Source organism: Micromonospora sp. WMMD967, assembly GCF_029626165.1.
Classification (GTDB): domain Bacteria; phylum Actinomycetota; class Actinomycetes; order Mycobacteriales; family Micromonosporaceae; genus Micromonospora; species Micromonospora taraxaci.
Genome location: NZ_JARUBK010000001.1, coordinates 6,859,744 through 6,885,623, shown reverse-complemented (window position 1 = coordinate 6,885,623; position 25,880 = coordinate 6,859,744). Strand labels below are relative to the sequence as shown.

Genomic DNA, 25,880 nt, shown 5'->3' with positions numbered 1-25,880 from the left:
CCGGGAGGAGCCGCCGTCCCGACCTGACGGCGGCCTCTCCCGGGGCAGTGCCCCGGTGAGCGTCACACCTGCTCGTCACCTCCACGACGGGCAGGTGTGACGCTCACGCCGTTCCACCCTCCCGGCGGGCACCGCCCGGAGCCGGGCTCACAGCGCACTGCCGTACCTTGACCAGCATGGGGCGTATGGCGCAGTGGCGCCGGATGGTGCAGGAGCACGGGCACCGGCTGCTGCACGGGGCCGAGGCGCCCGACCCGTCGACCGGGCCGGCGCCCAGCCTGAACCGTCTCGACGCGCTGGTGGAGGGCTTCGCCGCAGGCCAGCCGGTGCGCTGGAGCCTCGCCGGATACCCTCGGCCGCTGCCCGGCCCGGTCGACGTCGTGGCGTACCGGATCATCGAGGAGGCGCTGACGAACGCCTGCCGGCACGCTCCGGGCGCGCCGGTCGCGGTCCGCCTGCGCTACGACGCCACGGGCATCACCATCGAGGTACGCGACGAGGGCGCCGCACCGGCGCCGTCCGGCGCGAGTGCCCACCCCGCCGGGCAGGGCCTGCTCGGGGTACGCAGACGCGCCGAGCGGCTCGGCGGCACGTTCTCCGCCGGCCCTCGTGCCGGTGGCGGCTTCACCGTACGGGTCGCGCTGCCCGCGCCCGAGGAGGCGGCCGAGTGATGATCGGGCCGCGGGGCTTTCGCGATGGGGTGCCACGGAAATAGGGTGGGGTCGGCGACCGTGCTGGTGGCCGGTGACCCGGTGGGAGGCGCAACCCGCCGGGCTCAGGTGTGTACCGCTGCACCCACCGGTGACCGCCCGGTGTCACGTACGTCCGGTCACCTCGCCCCGGTCCGCACCTGGAATCCCCATTACAACAGGGGAGAAGAACAATGGCGCGACCCATCACGCTCTTCACCGGCCAGTGGGCCGACCTTCCTTTCGAGGAGGTTTGCCGACTCGCCTCCGAGTGGGGCTACGACGGTCTGGAGATCGCCTGCTGGGGCGACCACTTCGAGGTCGACAAGGCACTCGCCGACGACTCCTACGTCGAGCGCAAGAAGGAGACCCTGGCGAAGCACAACCTCCAGGTCTTCACGATCTCCAACCACCTGGTCGGTCAGGCGGTCTGTGACCACCCGATCGACGAGCGGCACCAGGACATCCTGCCCGCCCGGATCTGGGGCGACGGCGAGCCCGAGGGGGTCCGTCAGCGGGCCGCCGAGGAGATCAAGGACACCGCGCGGGCGGCCGCGAAGCTCGGGGTGAACACTGTCGTCGGCTTCACCGGCTCGTCGATCTGGCACACCCTGGCGATGTTCCCGCCGGTGCCGCCGTCGATGATCGAGCGCGGCTACCAGGACTTCGCCGACCGGTGGAACCCGATCCTCGACGTGTTCGACGAGGTCGGGGTGCGGTTCGCGCACGAGGTGCACCCGAGCGAGATCGCGTACGACTACTGGACGACGAAGCGGACGCTGGAGGCCATCGGCAACCGGCCCGCGTTCGGGCTGAACTGGGACCCGTCGCACTTCGTGTGGCAGGAGCTCGACCCGGTGAACTTCATCTTCGACTTCGCCGACCGGATCTACCACGTGGACTGCAAGGACGCCAAGGTGCGCACCGGGGACGGCCGGCGTGGCCGGCTCGCCTCGCACCTGCCCTGGGCCGACCTGCGCCGCGGGTGGGACTTCGTCTCCACCGGGCACGGCGACGTGCCCTGGGAGGACTGCTTCCGGGCGTTGAACGCGATCGGCTACGACGGCCCGATCTCGGTCGAGTGGGAGGACGCCGGGATGGACCGGCTCGTCGGTGCCCCGGAGGCGTTGCAGTTCGTCCGCCGGCTCGCCTTCGACGCTCCGAGCGCCGCCTTCGACGCGGCGTTCAGCAGCAAGGACTGATCACACCTCGGACAGACCACGGGCCGGTCGCCCTGCGGCGACCGGCCCGTCGAGGTGCGGTGGATCAGAGCGTGCTGGCGTTCGTGCCCGAGCCGGACGGCTTGGTGCGGGGGTTCGTGGACGACGGCGACCCGGAGGTCGTGCCGACCGTGCTGGTGCCCGCCTTGGCACCCACCGTGGCGGGCGTGCCGGCGAACGCGTCGTCGGCGGCGGTCAGCTCCTGCTTGCCGGTGCTGCCGTTGCCGTTACCCAGCTTCTCGCCCAGCTTGGTCTGGCCGAGCTTGTCCTTGCCCTCGCTGTAGAGCTTGTTCGCCTGGGCCTGCGCGACCCCGGCCGCCTCCTGGACGGTCGGGTGGTCGAGCACCTTGCGGCCCCGAACCACCAGCTCTTCGTACTTCTCCCGGCCGGCACGGGCGCCCAGGACGAATCCCGCAGCCAGCCCGCCAAGAAACATGATCTTTCCGCGCATGGCGGCTCCTTCCGTACCTGACGCGCCGTCGCCTCCGGCGAGTTGCCCCGTCGGAAGGCGACCTGTTCGCGCCTGCGTCCTCTGTCCGCAGCTAACTACCCATCCTGCTCCCCGCTCAAGCATGTCTGGGCCGGGATGGCGATTTACCCTGTTTGTCGATGCGTCAGGGATGCTGACCTGCGCATCTTGATCATCGGGTGTCGGGGTGGAACCCACTGGACCGCCACCGGGGAAAGTCCTGTACTCTTGTCCCGTCGCACGGCGTCGGCGAGATCCGATTCCGGGCGGTGCACGATCCCCTGTAGCTCAATTGGCAGAGCAGCCGGCTGTTAACCGGCAGGTTATTGGTTCGAGTCCAATCGGGGGAGCTTCTCCACCAAGCGCCCGTCGGCCTGATGCCGGCGGGCGTCTTCGTGCGCCCGGTGTTCAGGCGCGCGCGGCCCGCAGCCCGGTATTCGTGCGCCCGCCGTCCGCCGTCCGCCGTCCGCCGTCCGCCGCCCGCCGCCCGTGACAGCAACTTCGGGGATATTGCTGTATCCCGCGTGCCTGAAGCAGCAACATCCCCGATGTTGCTGCTTCCTGCGTGTCGGAGGCAGCAACATCGGGGATGTTGTGAGGATCTTGGGCGCGGGGCGCGGGGCGCGGGGCGCGGGGCGCGGGGCGCGGGGCGCGGGGCGCGAGGGCGCGAGGGCGCGAGGGCGCGAGGGCGCGAGGGCGCGAGGGCGCGAGGGCGCGAGGGCGCGGAGGCGCGAGGCGGAATGTGAGGTTTGGGCCGCTTTGCGGGCTTCCGGCCGGCAGGATGGTCGATGTCGACCCAGGCTTCCGCTGCGTCGACCGACGCGCCGATCCTTGGGGTGAGTGAGTACGCATGTCCGGACGAGGTGGCAGGGCCACGCTGGTCGCGGTGGCGGTCGTGCTGGCCTGGCTGGTGATCGGTGGTGTGGCCGGCCCGTACGCCGGACGGCTCAGCGAGGTCGCCACCAACGACAACGCCGCCTTCCTGCCCGCCGACGCCGAGGCGACCCGGGCCCAGGACCTCGCCGGCCAGTTCGTCGACAGGCAGACCATCCCGGCTCTGGTCGTCTACGAGCGCCCCTCCGGGATCACCGACGCGGACCGGCAGCGGGTGGGCGCCGACGCGGCCCGGTTCGCCCAGGTGCCCGGCGTGGTCACGCCGCTACCACCGCCCATCCCCAGCGAGGACGGTCAGGCCCTCCAGGTCGTCGTACCCGTGGACGACGCCGAGGGGGAGGAGATCGGCACCGTCGTCGACCAGTTGCGGGACATCACCGGTGGGGATCGGGACGGCCTCGCCGTCGACGTCTCCGGCCCGGCCGGTCTGCTCGCCGACCTGATCGAGGTGTTCTCCGCCATCGACGGGCCACTGCTGCTGGTCACCCTGGTCGTGGTGCTGATCATCCTGTTGGTCGTCTACCGCAGCCCGGTGCTCTGGATCTTCCCGCTGCTGGCCGCCGGGATGTCGTACGCCCTGGCCTCGGTCTTCGTCTACCTGTTGGCCGACGCGGACGTGCTCAAGCTCAACGGGCAGGCCCAGGGCATCCTCACCGTGCTCGTGTTCGGTGCCGGCACCGACTATGCGTTGTTGCTCATCGCCCGCTATCGGGAGGAGTTGCACCGCCACGATCGGCCGTGGGCCGCCATGCGCGCCGCCTGGAAGGGTGCCGCGCCGGCCATCATCGCGTCCGGCGGCACTGTCATCGTCAGCCTGCTCTGCCTGCTGCTGTCCAGCCTCAACTCCAACCGGGCGCTCGGCCCGGTCGCCGCCATCGGCATCGCCGCCACCCTGCTGGTGATGCTCACCTTCCTGCCCGCGCTGCTGGTGCTCGGCGGTCGGTGGGCGTTCTGGCCCCGGCGGCCGCGCGAGGACCAGGCCGACCCGCGCCTGGAGCACGGCATCTGGAGCCGCATCGCCGGCTTCGTGGCCCGGCACGCCCGACCGATCTGGCTGAGCACCGCAGTGGTGCTGGCCCTTCTCACGCTCGGGCTCACCCAGCTCGGCGCGACCACACTCGGCCAGTCCGACCTGTTCACCCAACGCGTCGACTCGGTCGACGGCCAGGAGGTGATCTCCCGGCACTACCCGGCGGGCACGGGCAGCCCGGCCACCATCTTCACCACCGAGCAGACCGCCCGGCAGGTCGCCCAGGTGGCGCAGGGCGTGCGGGGCGTCGCCGACGTCCGCCCTCTCTCCGCCGGCCCGCAGACCGGCCCGCCGGACCCGAACGCCGCACCGAAGGTCGTCGACGGGCGGGTACAGCTGGACGCCACCCTCACCGACCCACCCGACAGTGACGGCGCCGAGCGGACCATCCGCGAGCTGCGCGTCGCCGTACACCAGGTGCCCGGCGCGGACGCCGTGGTCGGTGGCTTCACCGCGATCAACGTGGACACCTCGGACGCCGCGAAGCGCGACCAGAACGTCATCATCCCGGTGGTGCTGGTGGTCATCGCGGTGATCCTGGCTCTGCTGCTGCGGGCGCTGCTCGCCCCGGTGCTGCTGATCGCCACAGTGCTGCTCAGCTTCGCCGCGACCCTCGGCCTCTGCGCGCTGCTGTTCCGCCACGTCTTCGACTTCCCGGGCGTGGACTCGTCGTTCCCGCTGTTCGCGTTCGTGTTCCTGGTCGCCCTGGGGATCGACTACAACATCTTCCTGATGAGCCGGGTCCGCGAGGAGTCGGTTCGGCGGGGCACCCGCGCCGGTGTGCTCGCCGGCCTCGCCGTCACCGGTGGGGTGATCACCTCCGCCGGCATTGTGCTCGCCGCGACGTTCTCCGCTCTCGCCGTCCTGCCGCTCGTGGTGTTGGTCGAGTTGGGTACGGCGGTCGCGATCGGGGTACTGATCGACACCATCGTCGTCCGGTCGTTGCTGGTGCCCGCACTGGCGTACGACATCGGGCCGAAGATCTGGTGGCCGGGCCGGTTGTCCCGGGCGAACGGTGAGCGGGAGGCACGCGATGCTGGCTGAGACCGACGTGGTCGTCGTCGGCGGGGGCCTGGCCGGGCTCGCCGCCGCCCGCCGGCTGCACCGCGCCGGGGTGCCCTGGCGGTTGCTGGAGGCCAGCGGTCGGCTCGGCGGCCGGGTCGCGACCGACGTGGTCGACGGCTACCTCATCGACCGGGGCTTCCAGGTGCTCAACACCGCGTACCCACGGCTCGGCACGCTGCTCGACACCGATCGCCTCGACCTTCGGTACTTCACTTCCGGCGTGCTGGTCCGCAAGGGCGACGACCTGTTGCGGCTGGTCAACCCGCTGCGCGAACCGACCGGCGCCCCGGGCACCGCGCTCGCCGGCGTCGGCTCGCTGCGCGACCGGCTGCGGTTCGCCGCGCTCGCCGCCGGCTGCGCCACACTGCCCGCCGCCCGGCTCCTCGCCGCACCGGAGACCAGCGCAGAGACGGCACTACGGCGGGCAGGTCTCTCCGATGCGATCATCGAGGAGCTGCTGCGACCGTTCCTGTCCGGTGTGTTCATCGACCGGGAGTTGGCCACCTCCAGTCACGTACTCGCGATGGTGGTGCGCTCCTTCGCCCGCGGCCGCATCGGCCTGCCCGCCGAGGGGATGGCCGCGCTGCCCCGGGCCGTCGCCGCCCCGCTCCCCGCCGACCTGCTCGACCTGGACACCCCGGTCGCCGAGGTCGCCCCCGGCCGGGTGCGCACCCAGGCCGGCGACATCCGCTGCCGGGCCGTCGTGGTCGCCGTCGACCCACCCGCCGCACCCGCGCTGGTGCCGGCCCTGGCGACGGTACGCATGCACAGCTACACCACCTATTACCACAGCGCTCCCGAGCCGCCGCTCGCCGAACCGATCCTGCTCGTCGACGGCGACCGGCGCGAGATCGTGGCCAACACTGTGGTGCTCAGCAACGCCGCACCGACCTACGCGCCGGCCGGACGGCACCTGGTCGCCACCTCCGTGGTCGGCCCGACCGCCCCACCCGAGCCGACCATCCGGGCCGAGTTGACCCGGCTGTACGGTCAGTCCACCGCCGACTGGACACACCTCACCACTGTCGCCGTGCCACAGGCGCTGCCCGCCGCGCCACCACCGCAGGGGCGGCTGCGCAAACCCGTGTCGATGGGGGAGGGGCTGTTCGTGGCCGGTGACCACCGCGACAGCCCGTCCATCCAGGGCGCCCTCGCCAGCGGCTGGCGTGCCGCCGGGGCTGTGCTCAAGGAGTTGCGGGCGGGCTGAGCCCGGCTCGAAACGGGGGCCACGCGGCCCTTGTTGATCACCTATGATCCCCGCCATGCCCGCCCCTCTGCCAGCCCCCACCTTCGATGCTGGTGCCGCGTACCCCGAGGTCAACGACCTTCGCAAGGCGCTCGACGCCGCCGACTGGCCCGCCGTCCGCGCGCTGTTCGCCGACCGCGAGCCCGCCCACCGGACGCTGCTGGTCTCCGCCGCCGGGGACCAGGAAGGGACCGAGCCGTTCCTGCGGCGGGTGTACGACGACGACCCCACCGACGCCCTCGCCGGCACGTTGCTCGGCAACTGCCTCATCAGCACCGGTTGGCGGATCCGCAGTGCCGCCCGGGCCCAGCACGTCAGCCGCAGCCAGTTCCACCAGTTCCACGACCATCTGCGGCGAGCTGAGCAGGTGTTGATCGACGTCACCGCGCGGCACGAGGACGACGCGGCGGCCTGGACACAGCGGATCACCCTCGCCCGGGGCCTGCAACTCGGCCAGAACGAGGCGCGTCGCCGCTACGACAGGCTCGCCCGACACCACCCCCACCACCTGCCCGCGCAGGCCAGCCTGCTCCAACAGTTCTGCCCGAAGTGGAGCGGCGACTGGGACCGGGCCTTCGGTTTCGCCCGCGAATGCGCCCAGGCCGCGCCCGACGGGGCACCCAACGCCGCGCTCGTCGCCGAGGCACACCTGGAACGCTGGCTGGACTTCGACACCGAACGGGAACGCACGGAGTACCTGCGCAGCACACCCGTCGTGGACGAGATCATGCGGTGCGGCCAACGGTCGGTGCTGCACCCCGACTACGTCGACAAGGCGGACTGGGTCTGGGTCCGTTCGACGTTCGCGCTGATGTTCAGCCTGACCGAGCAGTGGCCCGCCGCCGCCAGCCAGTTCACCGCCCTCGGCAACCTCGGCAGCGAATACCCCTGGGCCTATGTGGACGACGCAGAGGGCTTCACCAAGTACCGCGCCAAGGCGTACGCGAAGGGTGGTCGTTCATGATCCAGCACCTGGACGTGGACGGGGTGCCCACGCTGCTCGCCCCCACCGGCGGGCCCATGCACGCCGGGCTGACCTTCCGGGTCGGCACCGCCGACGAGACGCTCGCCCGCGCCGGCATCACCCACCTCATCGAACACCTCGCGCTCGCCCCGCTCGGCCTGGCCGACTACCACGTCAACGGCGCGACCGCTCCGGCGTTCACCACGTTCCACACCCAGGGCTCCGAGGCGGACATCGCGGCGTTCCTCACCGCCGTCTGCGGGCACCTCTCCGACCTGCCGGTTGCGCGGCTCGACGTCGAGAAGGAGATCCTGCGCACCGAATGGAGCAGCCGAGGGTCCGCCGCCGTCGACGACATCCCGCTGTGGCGCTACGGTGCCCGCGACTTCGGCCTGAGCAGCTACCCGGAATGGGGCCTGAGCGCGCTCACCGCCGACGACCTGCGGCAATGGGTGGCCCGCTGGTTCACCAGGGAGAACGCCGTGCTCTGGATCGCCGGTGACCGGGTCCCCGGCGGGCTCCGGCTCACCCTGCCCAGCGGGGTCCGGCAACCGGTGCCGGTGGCGTCGTCGGCGCTGCCCACCACCCCCGCGTACTTCGTCAGCGGCGCCCGCGCCGTGGTGCTCGACTCGGTGGTACGCCGCAGCACCGCCGCCAGCACCTTCGCCGGTGTGCTGGAACGCGAGCTGTACCGGTCGCTGCGCCAGGACGCCGGCCTGTCCTACACCACCACCACCGCGTACGAGCCGCGCGGCGACGGGTACGCCACACTGCGGGCACTCGCTGACGCGCTGGCGGAGAAGCAGGACGCCGTGCTCGGCGGCTTCATCGACGTACTCGCCAAGATGCGGGTCGGCCGGATCGAACAGGCGGACCTCGACGCCACCATCGCCAAGAGGGAAGACCTCCTGGCCACCACCGAGGTGGACGCCGCACGACTACCCGGGTACGCCCTCAACCTGCTGACCGGGCAGCCGAACCTCACCCTCGACGAATACCGGGCCGAGCTGAAGACCGTCAGCGTCGCCGACCTGCACGACGTGGCCGGCGAGGTGATGGCCTCGGCGCTGCTCATGGTGCCCGGCGGTCACACCGCCGACTGGGCCGGCTTCACCGCCGCACCCACCCACTCCGCCGACACCGTCGACGGCCCCACGTACCGCGCCCGGGAAGGCGCCGGGGGCATCCGCCTCGGCGTCGACGGTGTCACGTACCTGCAGACGGACGGGCCCCTGACCGTCCGTTACGCCGACTGCGCCGCCATGCTCGCCTGGCCCGACGGCGCACGCCAACTCATCGGCGCGGACGCCATCGTGCTGCACATCGAGCCGACCATGCTCGGCCTGCCCCCGGGGACGATCCAGGCCATCGACGCCGGCGTGCCGGCCGACCGGCACGTCACCATGCCGGCCCGCAGCGCCGACCAGATCCCGCAGCCCAAGCCCATCGAGCGCCAGCCCGAGCCCGCCAGGCGTGCCTGGTGGGAGGTCCCGGTGATGGTGCTCAGCGGGCTCGGCACCCTGCTCATGGGCGGCGTCTTCCTGCTACTCACCATCGGCATGTTCGTCGCCGAGGAAGGCTCGGAGGACGACACGTGGTTCTGGGGCGTCATCGTGGTCGGGTGGGTGCTCACTGTTATCCTCGCGTTGCCCATCGTGCTGCTGATGCGACGACGGCGGTGATGAGGTGGGGCCGGAACGCTGCTGGCCCGTGATCCACCGGCCGGGATAAGATCCGGCGCGGTGTGAGGGGCGGTAGCTCAGCCGGTTAGAGCAGGGGACTCATAATCCCTCGGTCGCGGGTTCGAGTCCCGCCCGCCCCACCAGCACAAACACTGCAACACGATCAAGGACTTACGGATTGCTGGGGGCACCGTGGGGGCACCGTGCAGATTTGGGCACCCCCTGCGGGCGTGCCACAACCCCGTCTAGTCGGGCCGTCACCCCTTATCTGCCGCGCCTCCTAAGGTGGTTGACGACCCCATCGCTCTGGCCGTTAACGATCCGCTGCGTCTGCGCCATGATCTGCCTGGCCCTTGTCGATGCGATTTCCCACCAGCACCAGGGGTCTGTGGCGCGGAAGCCTTCGGGTGACCAGTGTTCATGGGTGAGTTCACCGTCGCGGTCGGCGTGAACCACGAACCGGCCCGCGTCGTCGCCGATCATGCTCGCCGCCGCTCAGCTTTGTCCGCCAGCGTTTGCAACGCCTGCCCGATCAGGGTGATGTCGTACGGGTTGCGCAGCTCGGTCACATCATCCACCCGGTAGGTGGGCGGGTCGCCGATCGCGACGATCTCACCGGAGGCGGTCACCCCCGTCTCGTACGTGGACCAGTCGCCTCGATTCCCCGCCCCGACCTGGTTCCACTCGAAGCGGCCAACCCGCCACACCGGCTCCATCTGCTCCAAGATGGGGGTGGCGGTGGCCCCACCGAGTTTGGCGAAGAACCCGGGTTCGTTCCAGCCGGCGAACTGACGCCGGGTCGACAGAGGCACCCGCAGGTTACGGAGCCGTTGTACCCCATGGTCGAACGGCCCCCGCCGCTCAGCTTCCGCTTCGGCTTCTACAGCGGCCCGCGTCGACCCACCGGTAATGGGGTTGGTGGCGCACACGGCGCACAGGTCACCGTCTGGCCCGCCGTACGGGATGGGGTTAAGTACGCGGTGGGAGACGCAGAACACGCGCCCGTCTTGCGGGCAGCGGCCCACGCCGGGCAACCCGCAGGGGCGGTTGCTGCCGTATGAGGCGGGAACTTCACACACGGCCGCGGCTGCGGTCACGGTTGTCTCCTGTCGATGCCTCGGCCCACGTAGGCAGGATCGCCGCACTCAACCACGGCCGGCCTTGTCTGCTAGCCCTTCGATGGTGTTCGCGATGTCGAGGACATCCGCTTCCCTGTGCAGCCCTTGAACGTCGCGGACCGTGTACGAGGGCGCCGGGCCGATCGGCACGATTTTCCCCGACGGGGTGACCCCGGTGTCGTAGGTGTCGAGGAACCCACGGTTCCATAATTCCTGCTGGTCCCACTTGAACCGGCCAACAATCCACGCTGGTTCGAGTGGCTCCAGGACGGGTTCGGTGCGCCGACCAAGCAGGCCCCGCCGTTTTGAGCCGGTGACCATGAAGCGGGGGTGTGGCTCCAACCCGGAGCGGGCGAGCCGGGCTGCGGCTGCACTGATGCGTTCCCGTGCCCGGTCGAGTTCGCTGACCGAGTCACGTTGACGCTGCCGGGCGGTGTTTCTCTCGGCGGACAGGCACGTGCTGCACTGGTCGTCGAAGGGAATGCCATAGCTGACCGCACGGTGGGAGAGGCAGAACGCGTCCCCGCAGCGTCCGCACCGGCCGATGGCGTTGATGCCGCAGGCGCGCTGGCCGGGGACCGGGGCATCGCAGGTTACCGAGGTGGTCATGGCCGCCAGCCCTTCGGTCGGTGACGCACGGTGTAAGCCAGCATGATGCGGGTCATCGCGCAGCGGTTGGGTTCCCGCAGTCATCGACGACGCCTTCATCGCGGGCGAGTTGTTCGATGACGTCAACCGAAGCCCACGAGGTCAGGAAGTTGACACTGCGCCGGCGTCGCCGTGTCGCCCCGATGGGCATACGTCACCCCCTGCCATTATTTTACCTACTCAACGCATGTGGCGGAAGATCGACGGCTGTGGTTGAGGCGGGCGGCGCGGATCCGCCCATTTTGGTCTAGTGAGCCATCCCCCAAGAGGCGGATGACGGGCTAACCCCTGACACCTACCGTGACTCGACGGCTACTAACGGAGGTTCCGTGTGGGCCTGCATCTCTACACCCGAGAGATCCGCGCAGTGGTCCGGATCGCCACAGTGGCGGCCATCATCGGCTCGACGCTGGCCCTATGCTCGGTAGGGGTACTGCTGCTAGAGCCCCAGTCAGCCCGCTACCAGCAGGGCCCTCCGGTGCCCTCGCACGGCCCGGAACAGCCGACTCGCAGCGTCGAAGCCCGACCTGAGTCGAAGCAGAACGAGTACATAAACTCCCTCATCACCGACCGTGCCGCCCTGTACAACGGCACCGCTTCTGCGCGACTGCGGCAACAGACGGATGTCGGCGAGTCGTTCCCCATCTCCCTGCTTGTGTGCGCACCCAGTACGTCCCCCTGCTACAGCGCATCGCCCACGGACAGCTCTCGGCGGCCACACTCGACCCCACCGCCTGACGTCCGAAACTTGGGCAACGTGACCGTTGGTGGCCGGGTGCAGGTGGAACTGACGTGGCACGGGATCGGCGCGACCGTCAGAGCCCTCAGCCCGACCGAACAAACCATCGCCGAACCGGGTGACGTCGCCGAGTGGCGGTGGTCCGTGCTCGTCGGCAAGGAGCCGGGGCAACTGCACTTGCAGATCGGCGTGACCAGCTTGCGGGGCGACAGTGCGGTTCCGCTGTTCCCCACCCGATTCTTTGACCTTGACGTTGAGGTGGAGGACACGGTCCAGAACCGAACGAACGTGATCGGCTCCGCGTTGGGCAAGTTCACGGTTGGTGCGGGCACCGGGATAGCAGCGCTGGGCGGCACGATCGTCGCCTACTTGACGTACCGCAGGGCCCGCAGGGAACGGGCGGGGCGTGCGGTCGCGGAGGGGTTGAACGATGGTCCGGCCGATGGGGGGTCGGGAAGAGGGCCGCGGAAGCGGCGCCGCCGGAAGCCTCCCGGGGGGTAGACCTATCACCGGCACCATCGGCCTACTTGTCTGGCCCGTAGTCGGCGCCGGTATAGCCGCCGGTGCTGGTTGAGGATCTCGACGTGCCGCATCCACCGTCCCGCCTCACTGCGGTCAGCCATCGGTCACCTCGTGCCGCCGCTGTTACGCCCACCGCACGGCTTCGTGCTCCGCGTCGGTGCGTTGCCGGCACACCACATTGCCCGGCGATCCGATAGCAGTGGGTTCTTTCCATTTCTGGTTGAGTAGGTCGAGCAAAGTTGGCCCGTCGTGCGCGTCAGAGCGGGGCCGGGGCGCGGCGGGTGGAGTGAGACCGCGCTCCCGCGCGCAGCCCGACCCGAGCCCGGCCACCAGCGGCCCTTTCGGCACCGGTCGGCCGTAGGAATCGCAGTAGCGGGGCTCGGGGACGTCGAGCAGCTGCGGCAGAGTCATGGTGCCGGCGTTGTCTCAGGGGTTTGGATGCCGCAGCCCAATCCGACCGGTCCCGTTGCCTTCTTCGGTCGATTCCGTTCGGAGCTGTGCAGGGCGGCCCATTTCTTGACCGTCCCGATGGTCATGGGAGAAGAGTCATGAAAGGGTGTCCCGATGAGCGTCGCCTTAGCTGTGAGTCACCGGGCCGGTATCCTGGGTGTCGGCTACGAGGGCCGTTCCCTCGATGAGTTCGTGACCGGCCTCGCGGACATGGGCGTGACGCGCCTAGTCGATGTCCGGATGACGCCGATCTCTCGCAAGCGCGGCTTCAGCAAGTCAGCGCTCAGCCAGGCGCTCGCCGCGCAAGGCATCGTCTACGAGCACCGCCGGGAGCTTGGTAACCCGAAGGAGAACCGCCCTGGCTTCGGTGGAAACTCGGAGGAGTTGCGATCCGCCCGCGCGGTGTACGCCTCTCGGCTGCGCCACGCTGAGTCCCTGGCGGCGCTCGACGTGCTCGCCGAGACGGCGCGACGCGAGCTGGTGGCGCTGCTTTGTTTCGAGGCGGATGAGAGCCGGTGCCACCGCCAGGTCGTGGTGCGCGCAATCGAAGGCCGGATGCCTATCGTTTCGGCCAGTACACGCCCAGCACGCTGAAGACGCGCACGCGCTTGGCCTGGTTGCCGACGTAGAAGGCGACGTCACGGTTCGGCGCGCACATCTCTCCCAGAAACTTGGCCTCCAGAGCTTCCCGCAGCGCAGCATCGGAGTAGCCGGCGAGCCGACGCTGTAGCGCTACCAGCTCCCAGTCGATGACGTGCTGCTTGTGTCCGTTGCACCCAGGCTCGTGGCAGCGGTAGTGGTACGCCGCCTTAAAGCGGGGCGCCTGTAGCGGGGACCTACTCCGGCCGCTGAAGAGGTCGGGCTGACTCGCGTAAGCCTCGATCTTGCGCTGCTCGTCAGCGGTCCAGCCGGACTGGGGTGTGACCTTGAGAGCGTGAACCTCCTTGGGACGCACGAGTGCCAGCGATTGCGCATCTGCGCGTTTCTGAGCATCGCGGTTGAGGCGACACATCGAATCCTCGATAGCTGGGTCAAGCAACGGCTGTCGCGACCTCCAGCCGTCGAGGTGGCGTTCCTTGTGGATCCGCTCCATGATTGGCTTCCAGCTTTCGCGCCGCTGGTCCTGCCGTGCCGGCTTGGCGTCAATGGAGACGATGTCGTACTTCTTGAACGCCTCGTCGCTGTCTAGATGTCGAAAATTGATCGGGTAGAGGCGAACCCACGTTGGCCGCAGTACGTCCGTCCGTAGCCCCGCTACGCAGACGGTCTCTCCGTACTTCTCTGAGGGGTTCGGTGCAGCCTTCACGGTGATTAGGAGCTGTAGCCGCACAATGCGGTCATCGGCCGGCTTCGGGTCGGGTCCGGCCTCACTGGGACCGAAGAGCGACATCTGGGCCATGCGCGCCTCCAGCGGAGGTAGCCGTAGGTAGCCGTGCGATCACGCCAGGGATTCAGGTTCTCATGGGATCGATGGATCGGCATAGGGCGTATGGTGCCGCTTGTGGTGCAAGCGAGAGTGGTTGCAGTGGTAGGGAGTCGCCTTGGCTGTGGCTGTAGTTGCAGCTAGTGGGCGCATTCTCCGCCGCGAAAGCCACTCGTAATCCCTCGGTCGTGGGTTCGAGTCCCGCCCGCCTGACCAACCGTTTTTCCTGTTCAGCCATGCTGTCGACGTACCAGACGAACCGCATCGAAGTACCGACCGACGCTGTCGGTCCGCGCTGAGCCTGTACAGCACGGCCCACCGCCCGGTGGAGGAGCGTCCGCGTACTCCGGTCAGGGCTCCACGTTGTGCTGACGTGGGAACAGGCGCGCGAGGCGCGGCAGACGTTGTTCGATCTGGGCGAGGCTGTCGCTGTCCCAGGGTTGATCGATTGGTTCCGGGTCGCAGTACGTGCGGTGGCCCCGGGCTTCCAGCGCTTCATCGAGGCTGTCTTCACGTCCGGTGATGTGGTCGTAGGCGCGGGGTGCCACGTAGGTGAGTCCTTCCCAGTGCGGCCAATCCGCGTCGGCCCATTCCCAAGGGCTGCTGCCGGCGAGCGCACGAACGGCGGGCAGGTCGGCGAGGTTGTCGGGGTTCTGGGCGGCGTGCTGCCACCAGCGCTGCCCCTGGCTGATGAGCCATGGTTGGAAGTACCAGAACGCGTCGCCGCTACAGAGGCCGTCCATGATCTGGTTGGCTGCGCCCCACATGGCGTAGGTGTCGATCGGACGTCGTGCAGCCTCCAGGTGGAGCTGGAAGTCAGCGATGTGGTCAAGCGAGACGCGGCTGAGCCGGTATGCCAACCAATCGAGCCGCTGGGTCGGGTCGGTCGTCTCCTCGGTTGATCGCTCCAGGAACTTCCAGAATTCCGCCACGTTCACGTCGAGGACGGTAACGGTCCGGCCGTGGCGCATCTGGCGTCGGTTGCCCCTTGAACCGACGAGGTCTGTTCCACGATCTGCGGACTCACGGTGCACTCGGATTCAGGCAGCGGAGCGGTAGGCGGCAGGGCGGCGCGGTGCCGTGATGAGTGCGACGATCGCCTATATGAAGCCAGCTAAAAACCCGTGGTGGCAGACAGCAAAGACGCCGAAGCAGGGTTTCGTCATGGGAGGCATCTGGCTCTTCCTGGCCGCCGGGTGGGTTGTCGTGGCCATCGGAGACCCCTCGCCGTGGCGGTGGGCATTTGCCGCAGCGTGGGCGGTCGTCGGCGTGGGCAGTCTGGTGTCAGCCGTGTTGCTGCGGCGACGTCAGCGCCCCGATCCACCTAACGTCGCGACATCCCGTTGATCTGCGTCTTGTGCTTGCCGGCTGCAGAAGATCCATCACACCTTGAGGACATCCACGTCGTACATGGCTATTGACGCGTCGCGGGAGGCTAGGGCCATCCCTTCGATGGATCCCTGTGCTACCAGCATGCGGTCGAAGGGCTCGCGATGATGCAGTGGTAGGCGGCTCGCGGCGATGGCGTGGGCGTGGGTCACCGGAAGTTCGCGGAAGCCGATGTCCCGTACGCGCTCGGCCAGGTCAGGAGGGCCGGTGAGCTTTCCCGCACTCTTCTTGATCGTGATCTCCCACAGGCTGACCGGGGAGAGGAAGATGTCCGGGTCGTGGCGTAACCGGTCGAGGAACTCGTCGCCGAGACTCTCATCGCCCGTGATCGCCCACGATGCGACATGAGTGTCCAATAACAGGGTCATGCGCCGATGCCGAAATCGCCGGCGATTTCGGCATCGGTCTGAGGTGAATCCCAGTCACCGGAGAGATCCACTTGGCCGGCCAGGGAGCCGACTGCGGTGCGGTTGGCTCGCCGCACCAACGGCGCGACCTTCGCCACCGGAGTGCCTGCCCGGTCGATGATGATCTCTTCGCCGTGTTCCACCCGTTCAATGATGCGTGACAAGTGGGTCTTGGCATCATGCATGGTCCCGGATCTGTGGGTGACGATCTGGCGAGTCGTTCAGGACCGGCGGGGCAATGATGCATGCATGATGCATGAGTGGTTGCTCTCCAGATCACGGACGTTCCGGAAGAAGTACGCGATGCCTTAGCTGCCCAAGCCAAGGTGCGTGGCCAGTCGCTCCAGGCATACCTGCTGGAGTTGGTGGAGACCCAGGCTCGACGTCTGCGTAGCCCGGCGACACTCGAACGCTTCGCCGGCGATCTGATGGCGCTGGCGGCCTTCCCGGGGAGAGTGCCGCCGAGTTGGCCGAGCAGCGGGAGCAGCGCGACGGTGCCCCATGATTGTCGTGGGCGCGTCAGTCCTGGCCGATGCTCTGGTCGATGATGGGCCGCTGGGTCACGCGGCGCGGGCAGAACTGACCGGAGATCCGCACTGGGCGGCGCCGGGGCATCTTCTGCTGGAAGTCATGTCAGTGATCAGGGGCAAGGTTTCCTCGGTGGCAAACTCGGCCTCGCTCGGGCCCAGGAGGCCGTCGACACTCTGCCTTCGCTGGTCATCGACGAGGTTGCCGTGTCGACGTTGCTCGACCGAATGTGGCAGTTGCGGGGCAATGCCTCGGCCTACGACGCAGCGTATGTCGCGGCGGCCGAGTTGATGGCCTGTCCACTGGTCACCGGTGATGGTCGGCTCGCCAAGGCCAGCGGTGTCCGCTGCGAGATCCGACTGCTCGCGCCGAACTGACGGCGGCTACCGCAACTATCGGTGGTCCTGGTCAGGGAGATCCACGTACTTGCCGAACGGCTCGACGGATCCGTCCCAACCGTTCCAACCCTGTTGAGTCATCTGCCCAGCGGCATAGGTGTAGGACCAGCGAGCACCGTCTTCGCCCTCGATGTGGACGACCCCGGAGCGGACGAACGGCGCGATCGCGACGTAGAAGGCGATGGCCTGCTTCGACCACTTGGGGTCACCTTCATCGTCATGATCGAACTCGATCCAGTCTCCGTCGCGGGTAATGGAGGCTCGTGCCTCGCACGCTAGGTCGACGAGTGTTTCGTCCGACCGAGACGCATCGGGTTCGTACCAACCACCCTGTTCGGCCATCGCGGCTTTGGCAGCGGCGGCCGCCGCGAGGTCGTCCGACTCCGGTAGGTGCAGACGGCCGGAGGGCCACACCGAATATCCCACGCCGGGCATCCTACGACTGTCGATGCCCGGCACGCCGAAGGCGTCGGTCACACGGTCGGGCTGAGTGGTCAGTGCCGAGTGGTCGGGTCGTGCGATGATCAGCGCGAAGGGCCCGCGGCGGGAGGAAGAGTGTGAGGGATCCGCAGCACGGCTCCGGACTGCGGGCACCGTTCTGGGAATCGATGGTCGGAATGCTCACCGCCATCGCGGGCCTGGTCACCGCGATCGTAGGCGTCGCAGCCTTCGTCTATCAGGTCGGCGGCTTCGGCGCGGTCAACGGTCAGCAAGGTGCTGCTGCGCCGAGCGCCGCGCCCAGTTCGGCGGGCACGGTTGGCGCCCCGACAACGCCGACGCAAGCCGGTTCGGAGCAGAGCACAAGCGCGGGTCCCTATGAACTGCTGTTCAACAACAACGGTGTCGACCTCGACGCGGACCCACCGACGGTCGCCACGGGCCCGGACCCGAGCATCGACATGTACGACGGCGGCAACTCGGTGCAGAGCTACCCGGCCTGGTCCGGCCTGGCGAAGTGGGATCGGTCCGGCACACCGCAGCGGCAGGACTGCCTGTCGTTACTCAGCAGCTTCGCGACGACCGAATCCCGATACATCAAGGGAAGCCGGTACTGCGTCCGCACCCGAGACGACCTGCATGTCGCCTTCGTCGAGTTTGTCGAACCCATGAGTGGCGGTTGGAAGATCCGCGTGACGGTCTGGCCCGGCACGGCGAGCTGACGTCTTGCAACAACCGTTGCCAGCTGTGTCTTCGGTAGACCAGCGTCTCGTGGCCTTTCCACCCCTGGCCCCACCCAGGGTTGATCCGTGGGACGCCACGGGCGGCGAAACACGCCGTGCTTGCCGTACGCGCGCTCTGTCGTCCGCAAGCTCGGTCGCCTTAACGATGATCGGGGCCTATCGCACGGCCGATGATCGCGACTGAGTGACCGCTTCCAAGTGACCATTCAGGCTCGTGCCGTTCTTCGTCACTACGGCCAGCGAGCCAACCGGTCGGGCTGGCCCGGCCATCGTGCCACCGTTCCCTCACCGAGCAGATGGAACACCTGTCACCAAATCGACAACGCGCTGACTGGGGCGATTGCAGCGATCACGATCGACGAAACCCCGATGAGTCAGGGAGCCACCATTGACATATCCGCAGCAACCTGGGCCCGACGACGCAACTGCGCAGCAGTTTCACCAGCCAGGAGGGCCGTCGCAGACGGAGCCAGCGCTTGGCCCGCCCGTCGCGGCGTCTCGGAAGACAAAGCCACTGCTGTGGATCCTCAGCGGAATTGCCGCCGTCCTCGTCCTTTGCTGTGGGATAGGAATCGTCGGCGCGCTGACCTCGCAGGGAGGTGAGAAGCCGGTCGATAGCAGCGCCAGCGCGACGCCTCGGCCCAGCGTAACCAGTTCGGCCGTCGCCGCACCGGCCGTCGCGCCCACGACCAGTTCAGCGCCGCCGCCCACAAGCGCCGCCCCACCGCCACCGCCCCCGTCCCCGCCTGCTCCGAAGCCGAAGGTCTATACCGGCCGCGGCGACGACGTCATCAAGGTCGGCAATCTCACTGACCTCGCGGTAGTCAAATTCTCCTGCCCTAGATGTACTAGCAACACAGTTCTCAAGTCGGACGGACCGGACGGGCTGCTGGTGAATGAGATCGGCGCCTACACAGGCAAGCGCTGGATCAATCTTGAGGAGGACTCGCTCACCACGGAGTTCGAGGTCGAGACCAGCGGTAAGTGGACCCTGACGATCGGTTCGGTTGGGCAGATGGCGACACAGGCTGCCAGCGGGAAGGCGTCGGGGCGGGGCGACGACGTGATTGTGTTGGGTGGCGACGCCGAGACGGCCAAGATCACCCATTCGAAGGGGCAGGGGAACTTCGCGGTTCACGCCTACAACTTGGAGACGGGGGAGGGTGGGCTACTGGTCAATGAAATCGGCGGGTATTCGGGCACCCGTCCTTTGGAAGCGCCAGCTCTGGTGCAGGTTACCGCCGATGGAAACTGGTCCATCAACCCGGCATGACGCTGATCGAGACAGCGTCAATTGCGTACGTCGATGGCTTAGTTCGGCGCGCACCGGAAGGGCAGGCATGCGTGAGCCTGTCTGCCCTTCCGGCAACTACTGCCGGGCCAGTCCGATGGTGCCGGCCAGGCGGACCACGTCGGCCGCCGTTTGTCCGGCGCGGAGCACGGAGGTCAGCGCTTCCCGGGCGGCGGGGCGGATCCGTGTCTCCGCAGGTGCGATGCGATCGGCGGCGACCAGGGCTCGGCCGGCAGCGCCTGCGTCTCCAGTGTCGAGGTGAGCGTGGGCGATGTCGATCAGGTGGGCTGCCCGGTGTTCGGCGGGGAGCAGGTGCTCCAAGCCTTACCGCTGGTGGCGCTTCGGTGTCTGGTGACGGCCAGTTGGTGGTCGCCGGACCACATCGCGATCAGGGCACGCGCGAGGTCGACCGGGATGGGCCCGAACGCGATGCCGTCGGCGTCGTAGCAGTTGGTGTCGTCGGCGAGGCGAGCTGCGCGCTCGATGAGTTCGCCGGCGGCGGTGGCGTCTCCGCTGACAGCGGCGGCGAGCGCCGCTTCGATCAACAGGGTCCCCGTCACGCCCGGTCCGCCCGGTCGACGGAGGTGGGACGGGGCCAGGTCCAACTGGTGTACGGCGTCAACGGCGGCGGTCGTCGCCAATGGGCCTCGCCGCAGGGCCCGCAGTGCCTGCGCGAGAGAGACCGCCGCCAGGGCGCCACGCCAGGAGTCGCTGCCGGCGGCGCCCATCGCCCGATCGGCGGCCAGCCAGGCCAGGTCGGCCTCGCCGAGCTTGACCAACACCTGAGCGGCGAGCCGGTACACCCGTATCAACAGGTCCGCCGCCTCCTGCGGCTGCGGGTGACAGACCCGGCGGCTGTTGACGAGCAGGTCTGGCAGCAGCCGTAGCAACTGTGGATGATGACCGTGGCGGTACGCCGTCCACGCGTACCCCACCTGGTTGTCGAGCTTGGCCAACGACGGCGTTGGTCGGTCGTCGTTGCGGGAGCCGGGCATGTCGTAGCGAGCGAGGGCCGCGCGGACCCGTTCCACGTCGCCGCTGGTGTCGGCGATCGGCTCGCGCGGCGCAGTGCCGGCAAGCAGGACGTCGGGGGCGACACCGAGGGCCCCGGCGACCGTCTCGATCACCGAGAGTCGATCGAGGGTACGGACGCCACGCTCGACCTTGTCCACCCAACTCTTCGACTTGCGGATCCGGTCGGCGAAGACCTGCTGGCTCATGCCGCGGCGTGCCCGCAGCTCGGCCATCCGTCGCCCGATGGGCGGCTCGTTGCCGTGGCGTCGGCCAGGCCCGGTCATCACTCGCGCTCTGCCGATGGCTGCACGGCGTCGGTGGACTCGCCGCAGCGCGGACACCAGCGGGACTTGACCCGGAAGGCGAGGAGCCCGGCCAGGAAGCCCGGCACCAGGCCGCCGAACACGATCGACAGGGCTTCGGAAGCCATGTGCACGCTCGCTTTCTGGCCGGGTCGGGCCGAGAGGTGTCGCGTCTGCGGCGGTTCGCCGGCTGCTCGCGCTGTGGTGACGCTTTGTAGCCGACACGTGTCAGATTCGCGCATCATGTGATGCAAAGCAAGAAGGCGTGCATGATCGACACGCCGGGCATGTGCTCGACGGCAAAGCGAAAGCGAGCTGGAGTGCAGAATCACGGCATGCCTCGATTTACGCCCGCGACACCGCGCTCCCGCCGACTCGGTCGAGAGCTACGCAAGCTGCGCGAGGCGAAGGGACTGACCGGTGAGGCGACGGCCGAGATCGTCGACTGTTCGCCGTCGCGGATCAGCCGGATCGAGTCGGGTGAGATCAGACCGCGTGCCGGCGACGTGATGGAGTTGCTGGTGGCGTACGGCGTCCGGATCGACGAGGAGCCGGGCACCTCGCTGCTCGACCAGGCGCGGGCGCTGCGCGAGGACGGCTGGTGGCAGCGCCTCGGCGGTAAGTACGCCACCTACATCGCGTACGAGATCGAGGCGGTGGAACTCAAGAACTTCGAGCCGATGCTCGTGCCCGGTCTGTTGCAGACCGAGAGCTACGCCCGTGAGGTCAACGTGATCGGCCGCGAGACCGACCCGGACACCATCGACCAGCGAGTCGCCGCCCGGATGACCCGGCAGGAGGTGTTGCGCCGGCAACCGAACCCACTGCGGATGCACGCCATCCTCTCCGAGGCGTCGCTGCGCACCGAGGTCGGCGGCGCGGACGTGCTGCGTGAACAGCTCGACCACCTGGTCGCGCAGAGTCGGCTGCCGAACGTGACGATCCAGGTGCTGCGCTTCGAAGCCGGTGCTCACCTCGCCGACAGCAGTGGCTTCGTCCTGCTCAGCTTCGAGCAGGACGAGCCGCCACTGGGCTACATCGAAACCCTGGCGGGCGAGCTGTTCCTGGAGTCGGCTCGTGATCTGGCGCGGCTGTCGGCGGCGTACGACAATCTGAAGATGCTGGCGATGTCGCCCGCCGAGTCGGTCACGTTCATCAGGGAGCTGAGCAAGCATGCAACGTAACGCCTGGCGCACGTCGAGCCGTTCCGGCAGCAACGGCCAGTGCGTGGAGGTCCGCGACCGAGGCGCCGGAGTCGACGTCCGCGATTCCAAGGCTCCCGAAGCTGGGCTGTTGAGCTTCACGCCGGCCGCCTGGGACGCGTTCGTCCACACCATCAAGACGAACACCTGCCGCCCCTGAGCCGAGACGATGTGGACGAAGCGTCGTCCCGTCCGCCAGGGGGCGTAGGCGGTCCGCTGGTCAGCCCATGGCGCTGTGTTGCGGTGGGAGCTGCAGTTCGAATTCGATCGTGCGCACCGCCTTCTCGGGGCTGATGTCGAGCGGTTCGGGTCGTCCGGTCTTGTAGCCCTGGGCGAAGTCGACCCCACAGCTCTTCAGGAAGTCCAGGGTCTCCTCGTCCTGGACGTATTCGGCGGCAACACGGATGCCGAGCGTCTGGCAGAGCTCCACCAGCTTCGAGACGACGGCCTGGTCGGCCGGCGACCGGCAGAGGTCGACGATGAACACGCCGTCGATCTTCACCAGGTCCACCGGAAGGTACTTCAGGTGAGCGAGGGCGCCGTAGCCCGTACCGAAGTCGTCAAGGGCGAGGTGGCAGCCGATCTCCCTGATCCCCGTCGCGAAGGCGAGGGCTTCGTTCCGGTTCTCGATGAGGGCGGTTTCGGTGATCTCGAAGGTCAGGCATTCCGGCTTCACCCCGTGTCGGCGGATCGCCTCGGTCACGTAGGTGAGCAGGCCCGGGTCGGCGAGGGACTTGCCGGAGATGTTGACCTGGTAGTGGGAGGTCTGGGCGCCGCGGCCGATCAGTTCGAGGGCATGGTCGATGACCCACTTGTCCACGGTGAGGATCTCGCCGACGCGCTCAGCCATGTCGAGGAAGGCCCACGGTGCCACGGACTCGCCGGTGTCGCTGCGGACTCGCAGCAGGATCTCGTGGCGGGTGACCTCGTTGAGTCGCAGGTCGACGATGGGCTGGGCATAGAGGGCGAACCTGTCGGCGGACACCGCCTGCCGTACCTGCAAACGGCATCTGTCTGTCCGGTCGTCGGTCGCCGTGGGTTCGGTCAGGACGCGGGTCGGGACGACGTTGCGGCGCGCGTCGCGCGCCGCGTGTTCGCCGTCGATGAGCAGGTCGAACCCGGTCGCCGCGATGTCGCTTCCGAAGAGTACGAGGCCCGCCCACGTGTTGAGCCGCACCGTCCGGTGCTGAACGCTGAAAAGGTGGCGTCGGAAGGTGTCGACGATCCGGGCCGCCAGGGTCTCGGGAGGCTCGGCGTGCTCTGCGGTCGGAGCGAGGAGTACGCCCCAGAGGCCGGAGCCGACCAGGCCGCAGGTCACCTCGTCACCGACGGTCGTCCGCAGGAGCTGTGCGACATCCGCCGTCAGTTGGTCGCGGTTCTCGTCGGTGAGCGCCCCGGACAGCCGGCTGGTGGGTTCGGTTGCCACGACGATGAGTGCCCCGCCAATGGTGCGGCGGGCTCGGTCGACCTCGTCGGTCAGCCAGCTGCGGGTCGGCAGTCCGCTGACGAGGTCCAGCGCGCCCAGGTCGGCACACAGCATGTCGGTACGGGTGGCGAGCCGGCGACGTTCCTGCCGGGCGAGTTCGAGCGCTGTGGTGTCCGCGCCGGTGGCGATGATCCCCGACGGTGCGCCGTCGGTGGTGAGGATTTCGATGTGGCAGTGCACGTGCCGCACGGCGCCACTCGGCTGGATCACCCTGAAGGTGACCTCATCGGGGTGGCGGTGTTGCCATGCCGTTCGCACGACCTCGCGAACTCGGTCCACGTCCGCGGCATGGACGAGGCGGGCAAGTGTTCCAGGGGTGAGGCGCAGTGTCCCCGGCGCGTGCCCGAATATCATCGCCATCTCGTCCGACCAGGAGAGACGCCCGGGGTCGCCGATCGTCCAGGTGATCGTGCCGAGCTGTGCGAGCTGCGCGGCACGAGCGACTCTGGTCGCCTCGTCGACGGCCGCGGTCAGCGGGTCGACGAGGTCGGCATCGACGATGATCTCGTATCCGTCGGCGACGGCCAGGTCGTACTCGCTCTGCGCGGCCCGTGCCACGCGGCGGGCACGGGCGAGTTCCAGCGGACTGGGTTGGCTGGTCTCGGCCAACGCCAGAATGTCATCGAGGTCCACGGCTGCCTCCCTGGCGCCGTCGGCCTTCCGAGGCCGTGTAGCCGGCCTCCTCGGCCAGCTCTTGCAGGCGTTTGCGGGCAGCGAGCTTGTAGGAGCGGACGCTGTTCTCGGCCAGTCCGAGGATGCGTGCGATGTCCTGGTTGGAGAACCCCTTGCGAGACATCTGGAACACCTCGGCCTGCCGCGACGGCAGGCGGTGCAGCCAGCTTCGCAGCATCTCCTGCGCTTCCCACACGTCGGAGATATCGGTGTGCGGTGCCGGCGGCAGGTCCTCCGGCGCGAACGCTGCTTCGCGCTGGCGTCGTTGCAGCTCCTTGCGGATCTTGTTGCGAGCCGTGATGATCACCCAGCCGATCGGCTCGGCGTAGGCGCGGATCTTGGGCCACTGGACGCGCCCGTGCAGGTACGCCTCGTTGAGCGCGTCCTGAACCACCTCGCGGTTCCAGCACGCCGCGCGGAGAATCCCCTCCACAGTGTGGTAGCTGTCCTCGGCGAAAGTGGCGAACTCCCTGTCGTGCTCGGCCTTGAGGCGCGCGGCCTCCGCTCTGCGCGCCACTTCACTGTCGACCGGCTCCGGTGTCAGAGCGGCGGTGCCCTCCACCCCGGTCACGCGGCCTCCCTGGTCGCGTCGCGCCGAGCCGAGTCGAGGCTGCCCAGCTCCACCTCGCGATGCCCGTCCCGGTCGCGCTCCACGATCCGCACGACGTCGTGGTTGGCCTCCGCCAGCCTGGTCAGCCAGGTGGCCCGGGCGGCGGTTCGTGCCGACGCCTCACGTTCCTCGTGCAGGCGTGTTCGGTGCGAGACGTATGCGCGTAGCAACCCTGCCGTCGTCCCGGCGATGGCCAGCACCAAGGCCAACGCTCCGTGATCGGAGATGGCCGTCGCCAACGTTTCGTTCATCGTTTCCCCTCATCGTCCCCGGCTAGCTAATTACTATCCGTGGCGAGGGGCGAATGTAGATGTCTGACCGTCCACATTATTGTGTCTTGATCAGCGATCAAGCTTTTACCTGGTAATACTCCCCAAAGTCATGCTACCGGCACGTCCAGCGAGGAGTGGGTGCTCCGGCTGTCGACTTCCATGACGCACCCGTCCGGCTACTCTCGGTAGATTTCTGACCACGCGTGGCGGATGGATCCAACCGACTGGGTCCGCGACTGAGAGCTACCAGCGGGGGGTTAAGGGTGGACCTTGGTTTCCGACTCGTTCAGCCAGCGCCGATACCACCGGGTGAAGTCGAGCGGCGTTCCGTCGTCATCGCGGAGCGGCGAGAAGCCGCCATCGTCGGCGGTGTCGTCAGCCCACATCTGCCCCCGTGCCGGGCCGCTGACGACGAGAGCCTCCCGTAGCGCGCAACCGAGGTGGCACAGGTACAACAACCCGATCGAGTGCTCGGGCTTGAAGACGATGGCGTCATGCTGCTCCGTGTACTCGTCCTCAGCCGCGTTGAACTCGTCCACCGAGTCGTAGTCCGCCTCGTTCGGTGGCTCAGGTAGATCATCGGCCGGGTTGAACGCCTCGGTGTGAGGAAAGGGCTGCCCGAGGGTGTCCAGATCGGTAAGGGTGGCGCCGTCACCCTCCCACTGCCACCGCCCGTTCGCGCGGCGCATGGGGAAGAGCCCGTAAGCCGGCCCCGCGCCTCCCCTTCCCGCCTTCAACAGAAAGGATCGGTAGTCGCCGGGTAGCTCCACCTGAAGCTGCCTCTCGACCTCGGCCAGTTCCTCGGCCAGCAGTGGCGGCTCAAGCTGCCAACCGTGGCCGAGGGAGCCGAAGACATCATCGGCACCGGGCGCGGCGGCCAGCCGCGCGAGCCGTTCGCGGACGTCTGACCAGTCGTGGCGGCGTGTCACGGACGGCACGATACAAGCTGAGTTGGTTCTTGGGGTGCCT

Annotated in this window: 29 protein-coding genes, 2 tRNA genes and 2 pseudogenes; 17 read left to right on the top strand and 16 right to left on the bottom strand. The window is 68.5% G+C overall.

Annotated features, from left to right (window positions below):
• The first annotated feature begins 185 nt into the window (after nt 1-185).
• Together O7631_RS30985 and O7631_RS30980 are read left to right on the top strand one after the other, a co-directional pair.
• Nucleotides 186-671 (top strand): ATP-binding protein, encoded by a 486-nt coding sequence (locus O7631_RS30985; RefSeq protein WP_278147494.1) that lies wholly within the window; start codon nt 186-188, stop codon nt 669-671.
• A gap of 212 nt (nt 672-883) precedes the next feature.
• A complete protein-coding gene (locus O7631_RS30980; RefSeq protein WP_088988140.1) occupies nt 884-1,891 on the top strand; it encodes a sugar phosphate isomerase/epimerase family protein in 1,008 nt (335 codons plus the stop codon).
• 64 nt (nt 1,892-1,955) lie between these two features.
• Here the strand turns inward: O7631_RS30980 and O7631_RS30975 are convergent, their stop codons facing one another.
• Nucleotides 1,956-2,360 (bottom strand): hypothetical protein, encoded by a 405-nt coding sequence (locus tag O7631_RS30975; RefSeq protein WP_269682837.1) that lies wholly within the window; start codon nt 2,358-2,360, stop codon nt 1,956-1,958.
• Nucleotides 2,361-2,655: 295 nt separating this feature from the next.
• Between O7631_RS30975 and O7631_RS30970 the strand changes: the two genes are divergently transcribed.
• From O7631_RS30970 to O7631_RS30945, 6 genes are all read left to right on the top strand, one after another.
• A tRNA-Asn gene (locus O7631_RS30970) sits at nt 2,656-2,728 on the top strand.
• 500 nt (nt 2,729-3,228) lie between these two features.
• Nucleotides 3,229-5,346, top strand: a complete 2,118-nt coding sequence (locus O7631_RS30965; RefSeq protein ID WP_278147493.1) for an MMPL family transporter — start codon at nt 3,229-3,231, stop codon at nt 5,344-5,346.
• Complete coding sequence (locus tag O7631_RS30960; RefSeq protein WP_278147492.1) at nt 5,336-6,574, top strand: NAD(P)/FAD-dependent oxidoreductase; 1,239 nt, start codon at nt 5,336-5,338, stop codon at nt 6,572-6,574. Before O7631_RS30965 ends, O7631_RS30960 begins: the two co-directional genes overlap by 11 nt.
• Before the next feature lie 55 nt (nt 6,575-6,629).
• Entirely contained in the window at nt 6,630-7,577 is a 948-nt protein-coding gene (locus O7631_RS30955) for a hypothetical protein (protein ID WP_278147491.1), read from the top strand.
• A complete protein-coding gene (locus O7631_RS30950; protein ID WP_278147490.1) occupies nt 7,574-9,259 on the top strand; it encodes an insulinase family protein in 1,686 nt (561 codons plus the stop codon). The genes O7631_RS30955 and O7631_RS30950 overlap by 4 nt, the downstream gene beginning before the upstream one ends.
• A 66-nt stretch (nt 9,260-9,325) precedes the next feature.
• Nucleotides 9,326-9,402, top strand: a tRNA-Ile gene (locus O7631_RS30945).
• A 121-nt stretch (nt 9,403-9,523) separates the two neighbouring features.
• Here the strand turns inward: O7631_RS30945 and O7631_RS30940 are convergent.
• From O7631_RS30940 to O7631_RS30930, 3 genes are all read right to left on the bottom strand, one after another.
• Nucleotides 9,524-9,742, bottom strand: coding sequence for a hypothetical protein (locus O7631_RS30940; protein ID WP_278147489.1), 219 nt, complete (start codon nt 9,740-9,742; stop codon nt 9,524-9,526).
• Nucleotides 9,739-10,071 carry a hypothetical protein gene (locus O7631_RS30935; RefSeq protein ID WP_278147488.1) on the bottom strand — a complete coding sequence of 111 codons (333 nt, stop codon included), beginning with the start codon at nt 10,069-10,071 and terminating at the stop codon, nt 9,739-9,741. The genes O7631_RS30940 and O7631_RS30935 overlap by 4 nt, the downstream gene beginning before the upstream one ends.
• A gap of 333 nt (nt 10,072-10,404) precedes the next feature.
• Nucleotides 10,405-11,085 (bottom strand): hypothetical protein, encoded by a 681-nt coding sequence (locus tag O7631_RS30930; RefSeq protein ID WP_278147487.1) that lies wholly within the window; start codon nt 11,083-11,085, stop codon nt 10,405-10,407.
• A 271-nt stretch (nt 11,086-11,356) separates the two neighbouring features.
• Here O7631_RS30930 and O7631_RS30925 point away from each other — a divergent pair, with 271 nt between their 5' ends.
• Together O7631_RS30925 and O7631_RS30920 are read left to right on the top strand one after the other, a co-directional pair.
• A complete protein-coding gene (locus O7631_RS30925) occupies nt 11,357-12,265 on the top strand; it encodes a hypothetical protein (RefSeq protein ID WP_278147486.1) in 909 nt (302 codons plus the stop codon).
• Between the two features lie 585 nt (nt 12,266-12,850).
• A complete protein-coding gene (locus tag O7631_RS30920) occupies nt 12,851-13,330 on the top strand; it encodes a DUF488 domain-containing protein (protein WP_278147485.1) in 480 nt (159 codons plus the stop codon).
• Here the strand turns inward: O7631_RS30920 and O7631_RS30915 are convergent.
• Together O7631_RS30915 and O7631_RS30910 are read right to left on the bottom strand one after the other, a co-directional pair.
• The gene (locus tag O7631_RS30915) at nt 13,296-14,135 is read right to left on the bottom strand and encodes a hypothetical protein (RefSeq protein WP_278147484.1); all 840 of its coding nucleotides are present in this window, start codon (nt 14,133-14,135) and stop codon (nt 13,296-13,298) included. The two genes, O7631_RS30920 and O7631_RS30915, sit on opposite strands and share 35 nt — an antisense overlap.
• 374 nt (nt 14,136-14,509) lie before the next feature.
• Complete coding sequence (locus O7631_RS30910; RefSeq protein WP_278147483.1) at nt 14,510-15,097, bottom strand: DUF4240 domain-containing protein; 588 nt, start codon at nt 15,095-15,097, stop codon at nt 14,510-14,512.
• 145 nt (nt 15,098-15,242) lie between these two features.
• On the opposite strand from O7631_RS30910, the gene O7631_RS30905 reads away from it, so the two are divergent.
• Nucleotides 15,243-15,506, top strand: a complete 264-nt coding sequence (locus O7631_RS30905; RefSeq protein ID WP_278147482.1) for a hypothetical protein — start codon at nt 15,243-15,245, stop codon at nt 15,504-15,506.
• A 35-nt stretch (nt 15,507-15,541) separates the two neighbouring features.
• On the opposite strand, the gene O7631_RS30900 is transcribed toward O7631_RS30905, so the two are convergent.
• Together O7631_RS30900 and O7631_RS30895 are read right to left on the bottom strand one after the other, a co-directional pair.
• Entirely contained in the window at nt 15,542-15,916 is a 375-nt protein-coding gene (locus O7631_RS30900; RefSeq protein WP_278147481.1) for a type II toxin-antitoxin system VapC family toxin, read from the bottom strand.
• Nucleotides 15,913-16,140, bottom strand: a complete 228-nt coding sequence (locus tag O7631_RS30895) for a type II toxin-antitoxin system prevent-host-death family antitoxin (RefSeq protein ID WP_278147480.1) — start codon at nt 16,138-16,140, stop codon at nt 15,913-15,915. Before O7631_RS30895 ends, O7631_RS30900 begins: the two co-directional genes overlap by 4 nt.
• A 75-nt stretch (nt 16,141-16,215) precedes the next feature.
• Here O7631_RS30895 and O7631_RS33305 point away from each other — a divergent pair.
• Both O7631_RS33305 and O7631_RS30890 read left to right on the top strand, forming a co-directional pair.
• Nucleotides 16,216-16,460 (top strand): annotated as a pseudogene (locus O7631_RS33305) (hypothetical protein).
• Nucleotides 16,457-16,860, top strand: a pseudogene (locus O7631_RS30890) (type II toxin-antitoxin system VapC family toxin). Before O7631_RS33305 ends, O7631_RS30890 begins: the two co-directional pseudogenes overlap by 4 nt.
• A 15-nt stretch (nt 16,861-16,875) precedes the next feature.
• Here O7631_RS30890 and O7631_RS30885 read toward each other — a convergent pair.
• On the bottom strand, nt 16,876-17,358 hold the full coding sequence (locus tag O7631_RS30885; protein ID WP_278147479.1) for a hypothetical protein: 483 nt from the start codon (nt 17,356-17,358) through the stop codon (nt 16,876-16,878).
• An 80-nt stretch (nt 17,359-17,438) separates the two neighbouring features.
• Between O7631_RS30885 and O7631_RS30880 the strand changes: the two genes are divergently transcribed.
• Together O7631_RS30880 and O7631_RS30875 are read left to right on the top strand one after the other, a co-directional pair.
• Nucleotides 17,439-18,041: a hypothetical protein gene (locus O7631_RS30880; protein WP_278147478.1), complete on the top strand. Its 603-nt coding sequence runs from the start codon at nt 17,439-17,441 to the stop codon at nt 18,039-18,041.
• Between the two features lie 913 nt (nt 18,042-18,954).
• Nucleotides 18,955-19,335: a hypothetical protein gene (locus tag O7631_RS30875; protein ID WP_278147477.1), complete on the top strand. Its 381-nt coding sequence runs from the start codon at nt 18,955-18,957 to the stop codon at nt 19,333-19,335.
• Nucleotides 19,336-19,431: 96 nt separating this feature from the next.
• On the opposite strand, the gene O7631_RS30870 is transcribed toward O7631_RS30875, so the two are convergent.
• From O7631_RS30870 to O7631_RS30860, 3 genes are read right to left on the bottom strand one after another with little or no spacing between them, the layout of a single operon-like run.
• Nucleotides 19,432-19,674, bottom strand: coding sequence for a hypothetical protein (locus O7631_RS30870; protein ID WP_278147476.1), 243 nt, complete (start codon nt 19,672-19,674; stop codon nt 19,432-19,434).
• Nucleotides 19,632-20,651, bottom strand: coding sequence for a helix-turn-helix domain-containing protein (locus O7631_RS30865; RefSeq protein WP_278147475.1), 1,020 nt, complete (start codon nt 20,649-20,651; stop codon nt 19,632-19,634). Before O7631_RS30865 ends, O7631_RS30870 begins: the two co-directional genes overlap by 43 nt.
• Complete coding sequence (locus O7631_RS30860; protein WP_278147474.1) at nt 20,651-20,797, bottom strand: hypothetical protein; 147 nt, start codon at nt 20,795-20,797, stop codon at nt 20,651-20,653. The genes O7631_RS30865 and O7631_RS30860 overlap by 1 nt, the downstream gene beginning before the upstream one ends.
• A gap of 207 nt (nt 20,798-21,004) precedes the next feature.
• On the opposite strand from O7631_RS30860, the gene O7631_RS30855 reads away from it, so the two are divergent.
• A complete protein-coding gene (locus O7631_RS30855) occupies nt 21,005-21,853 on the top strand; it encodes a helix-turn-helix transcriptional regulator (protein WP_278147473.1) in 849 nt (282 codons plus the stop codon).
• The gene (locus tag O7631_RS30850; RefSeq protein WP_278147472.1) at nt 21,843-22,031 is read left to right on the top strand and encodes a DUF397 domain-containing protein; all 189 of its coding nucleotides are present in this window, start codon (nt 21,843-21,845) and stop codon (nt 22,029-22,031) included. Before O7631_RS30855 ends, O7631_RS30850 begins: the two co-directional genes overlap by 11 nt.
• Before the next feature lie 60 nt (nt 22,032-22,091).
• Here O7631_RS30850 and O7631_RS30845 read toward each other — a convergent pair whose 3' ends face one another.
• From O7631_RS30845 to O7631_RS30830, 4 genes are all read right to left on the bottom strand, one after another.
• On the bottom strand, nt 22,092-23,990 hold the full coding sequence (locus tag O7631_RS30845; RefSeq protein WP_278147471.1) for a GGDEF domain-containing phosphodiesterase: 1,899 nt from the start codon (nt 23,988-23,990) through the stop codon (nt 22,092-22,094).
• The gene (locus tag O7631_RS30840; protein ID WP_278147470.1) at nt 23,977-24,600 is read right to left on the bottom strand and encodes an RNA polymerase sigma factor; all 624 of its coding nucleotides are present in this window, start codon (nt 24,598-24,600) and stop codon (nt 23,977-23,979) included. Before O7631_RS30840 ends, O7631_RS30845 begins: the two co-directional genes overlap by 14 nt.
• Nucleotides 24,597-24,890, bottom strand: a complete 294-nt coding sequence (locus O7631_RS30835) for a hypothetical protein (RefSeq protein ID WP_278147469.1) — start codon at nt 24,888-24,890, stop codon at nt 24,597-24,599. The genes O7631_RS30840 and O7631_RS30835 overlap by 4 nt, the downstream gene beginning before the upstream one ends.
• 278 nt (nt 24,891-25,168) lie before the next feature.
• Nucleotides 25,169-25,840: an SMI1/KNR4 family protein gene (locus O7631_RS30830; protein WP_278147468.1), complete on the bottom strand. Its 672-nt coding sequence runs from the start codon at nt 25,838-25,840 to the stop codon at nt 25,169-25,171.
• Between the last annotated feature and the right edge of the window lie 40 nt (nt 25,841-25,880).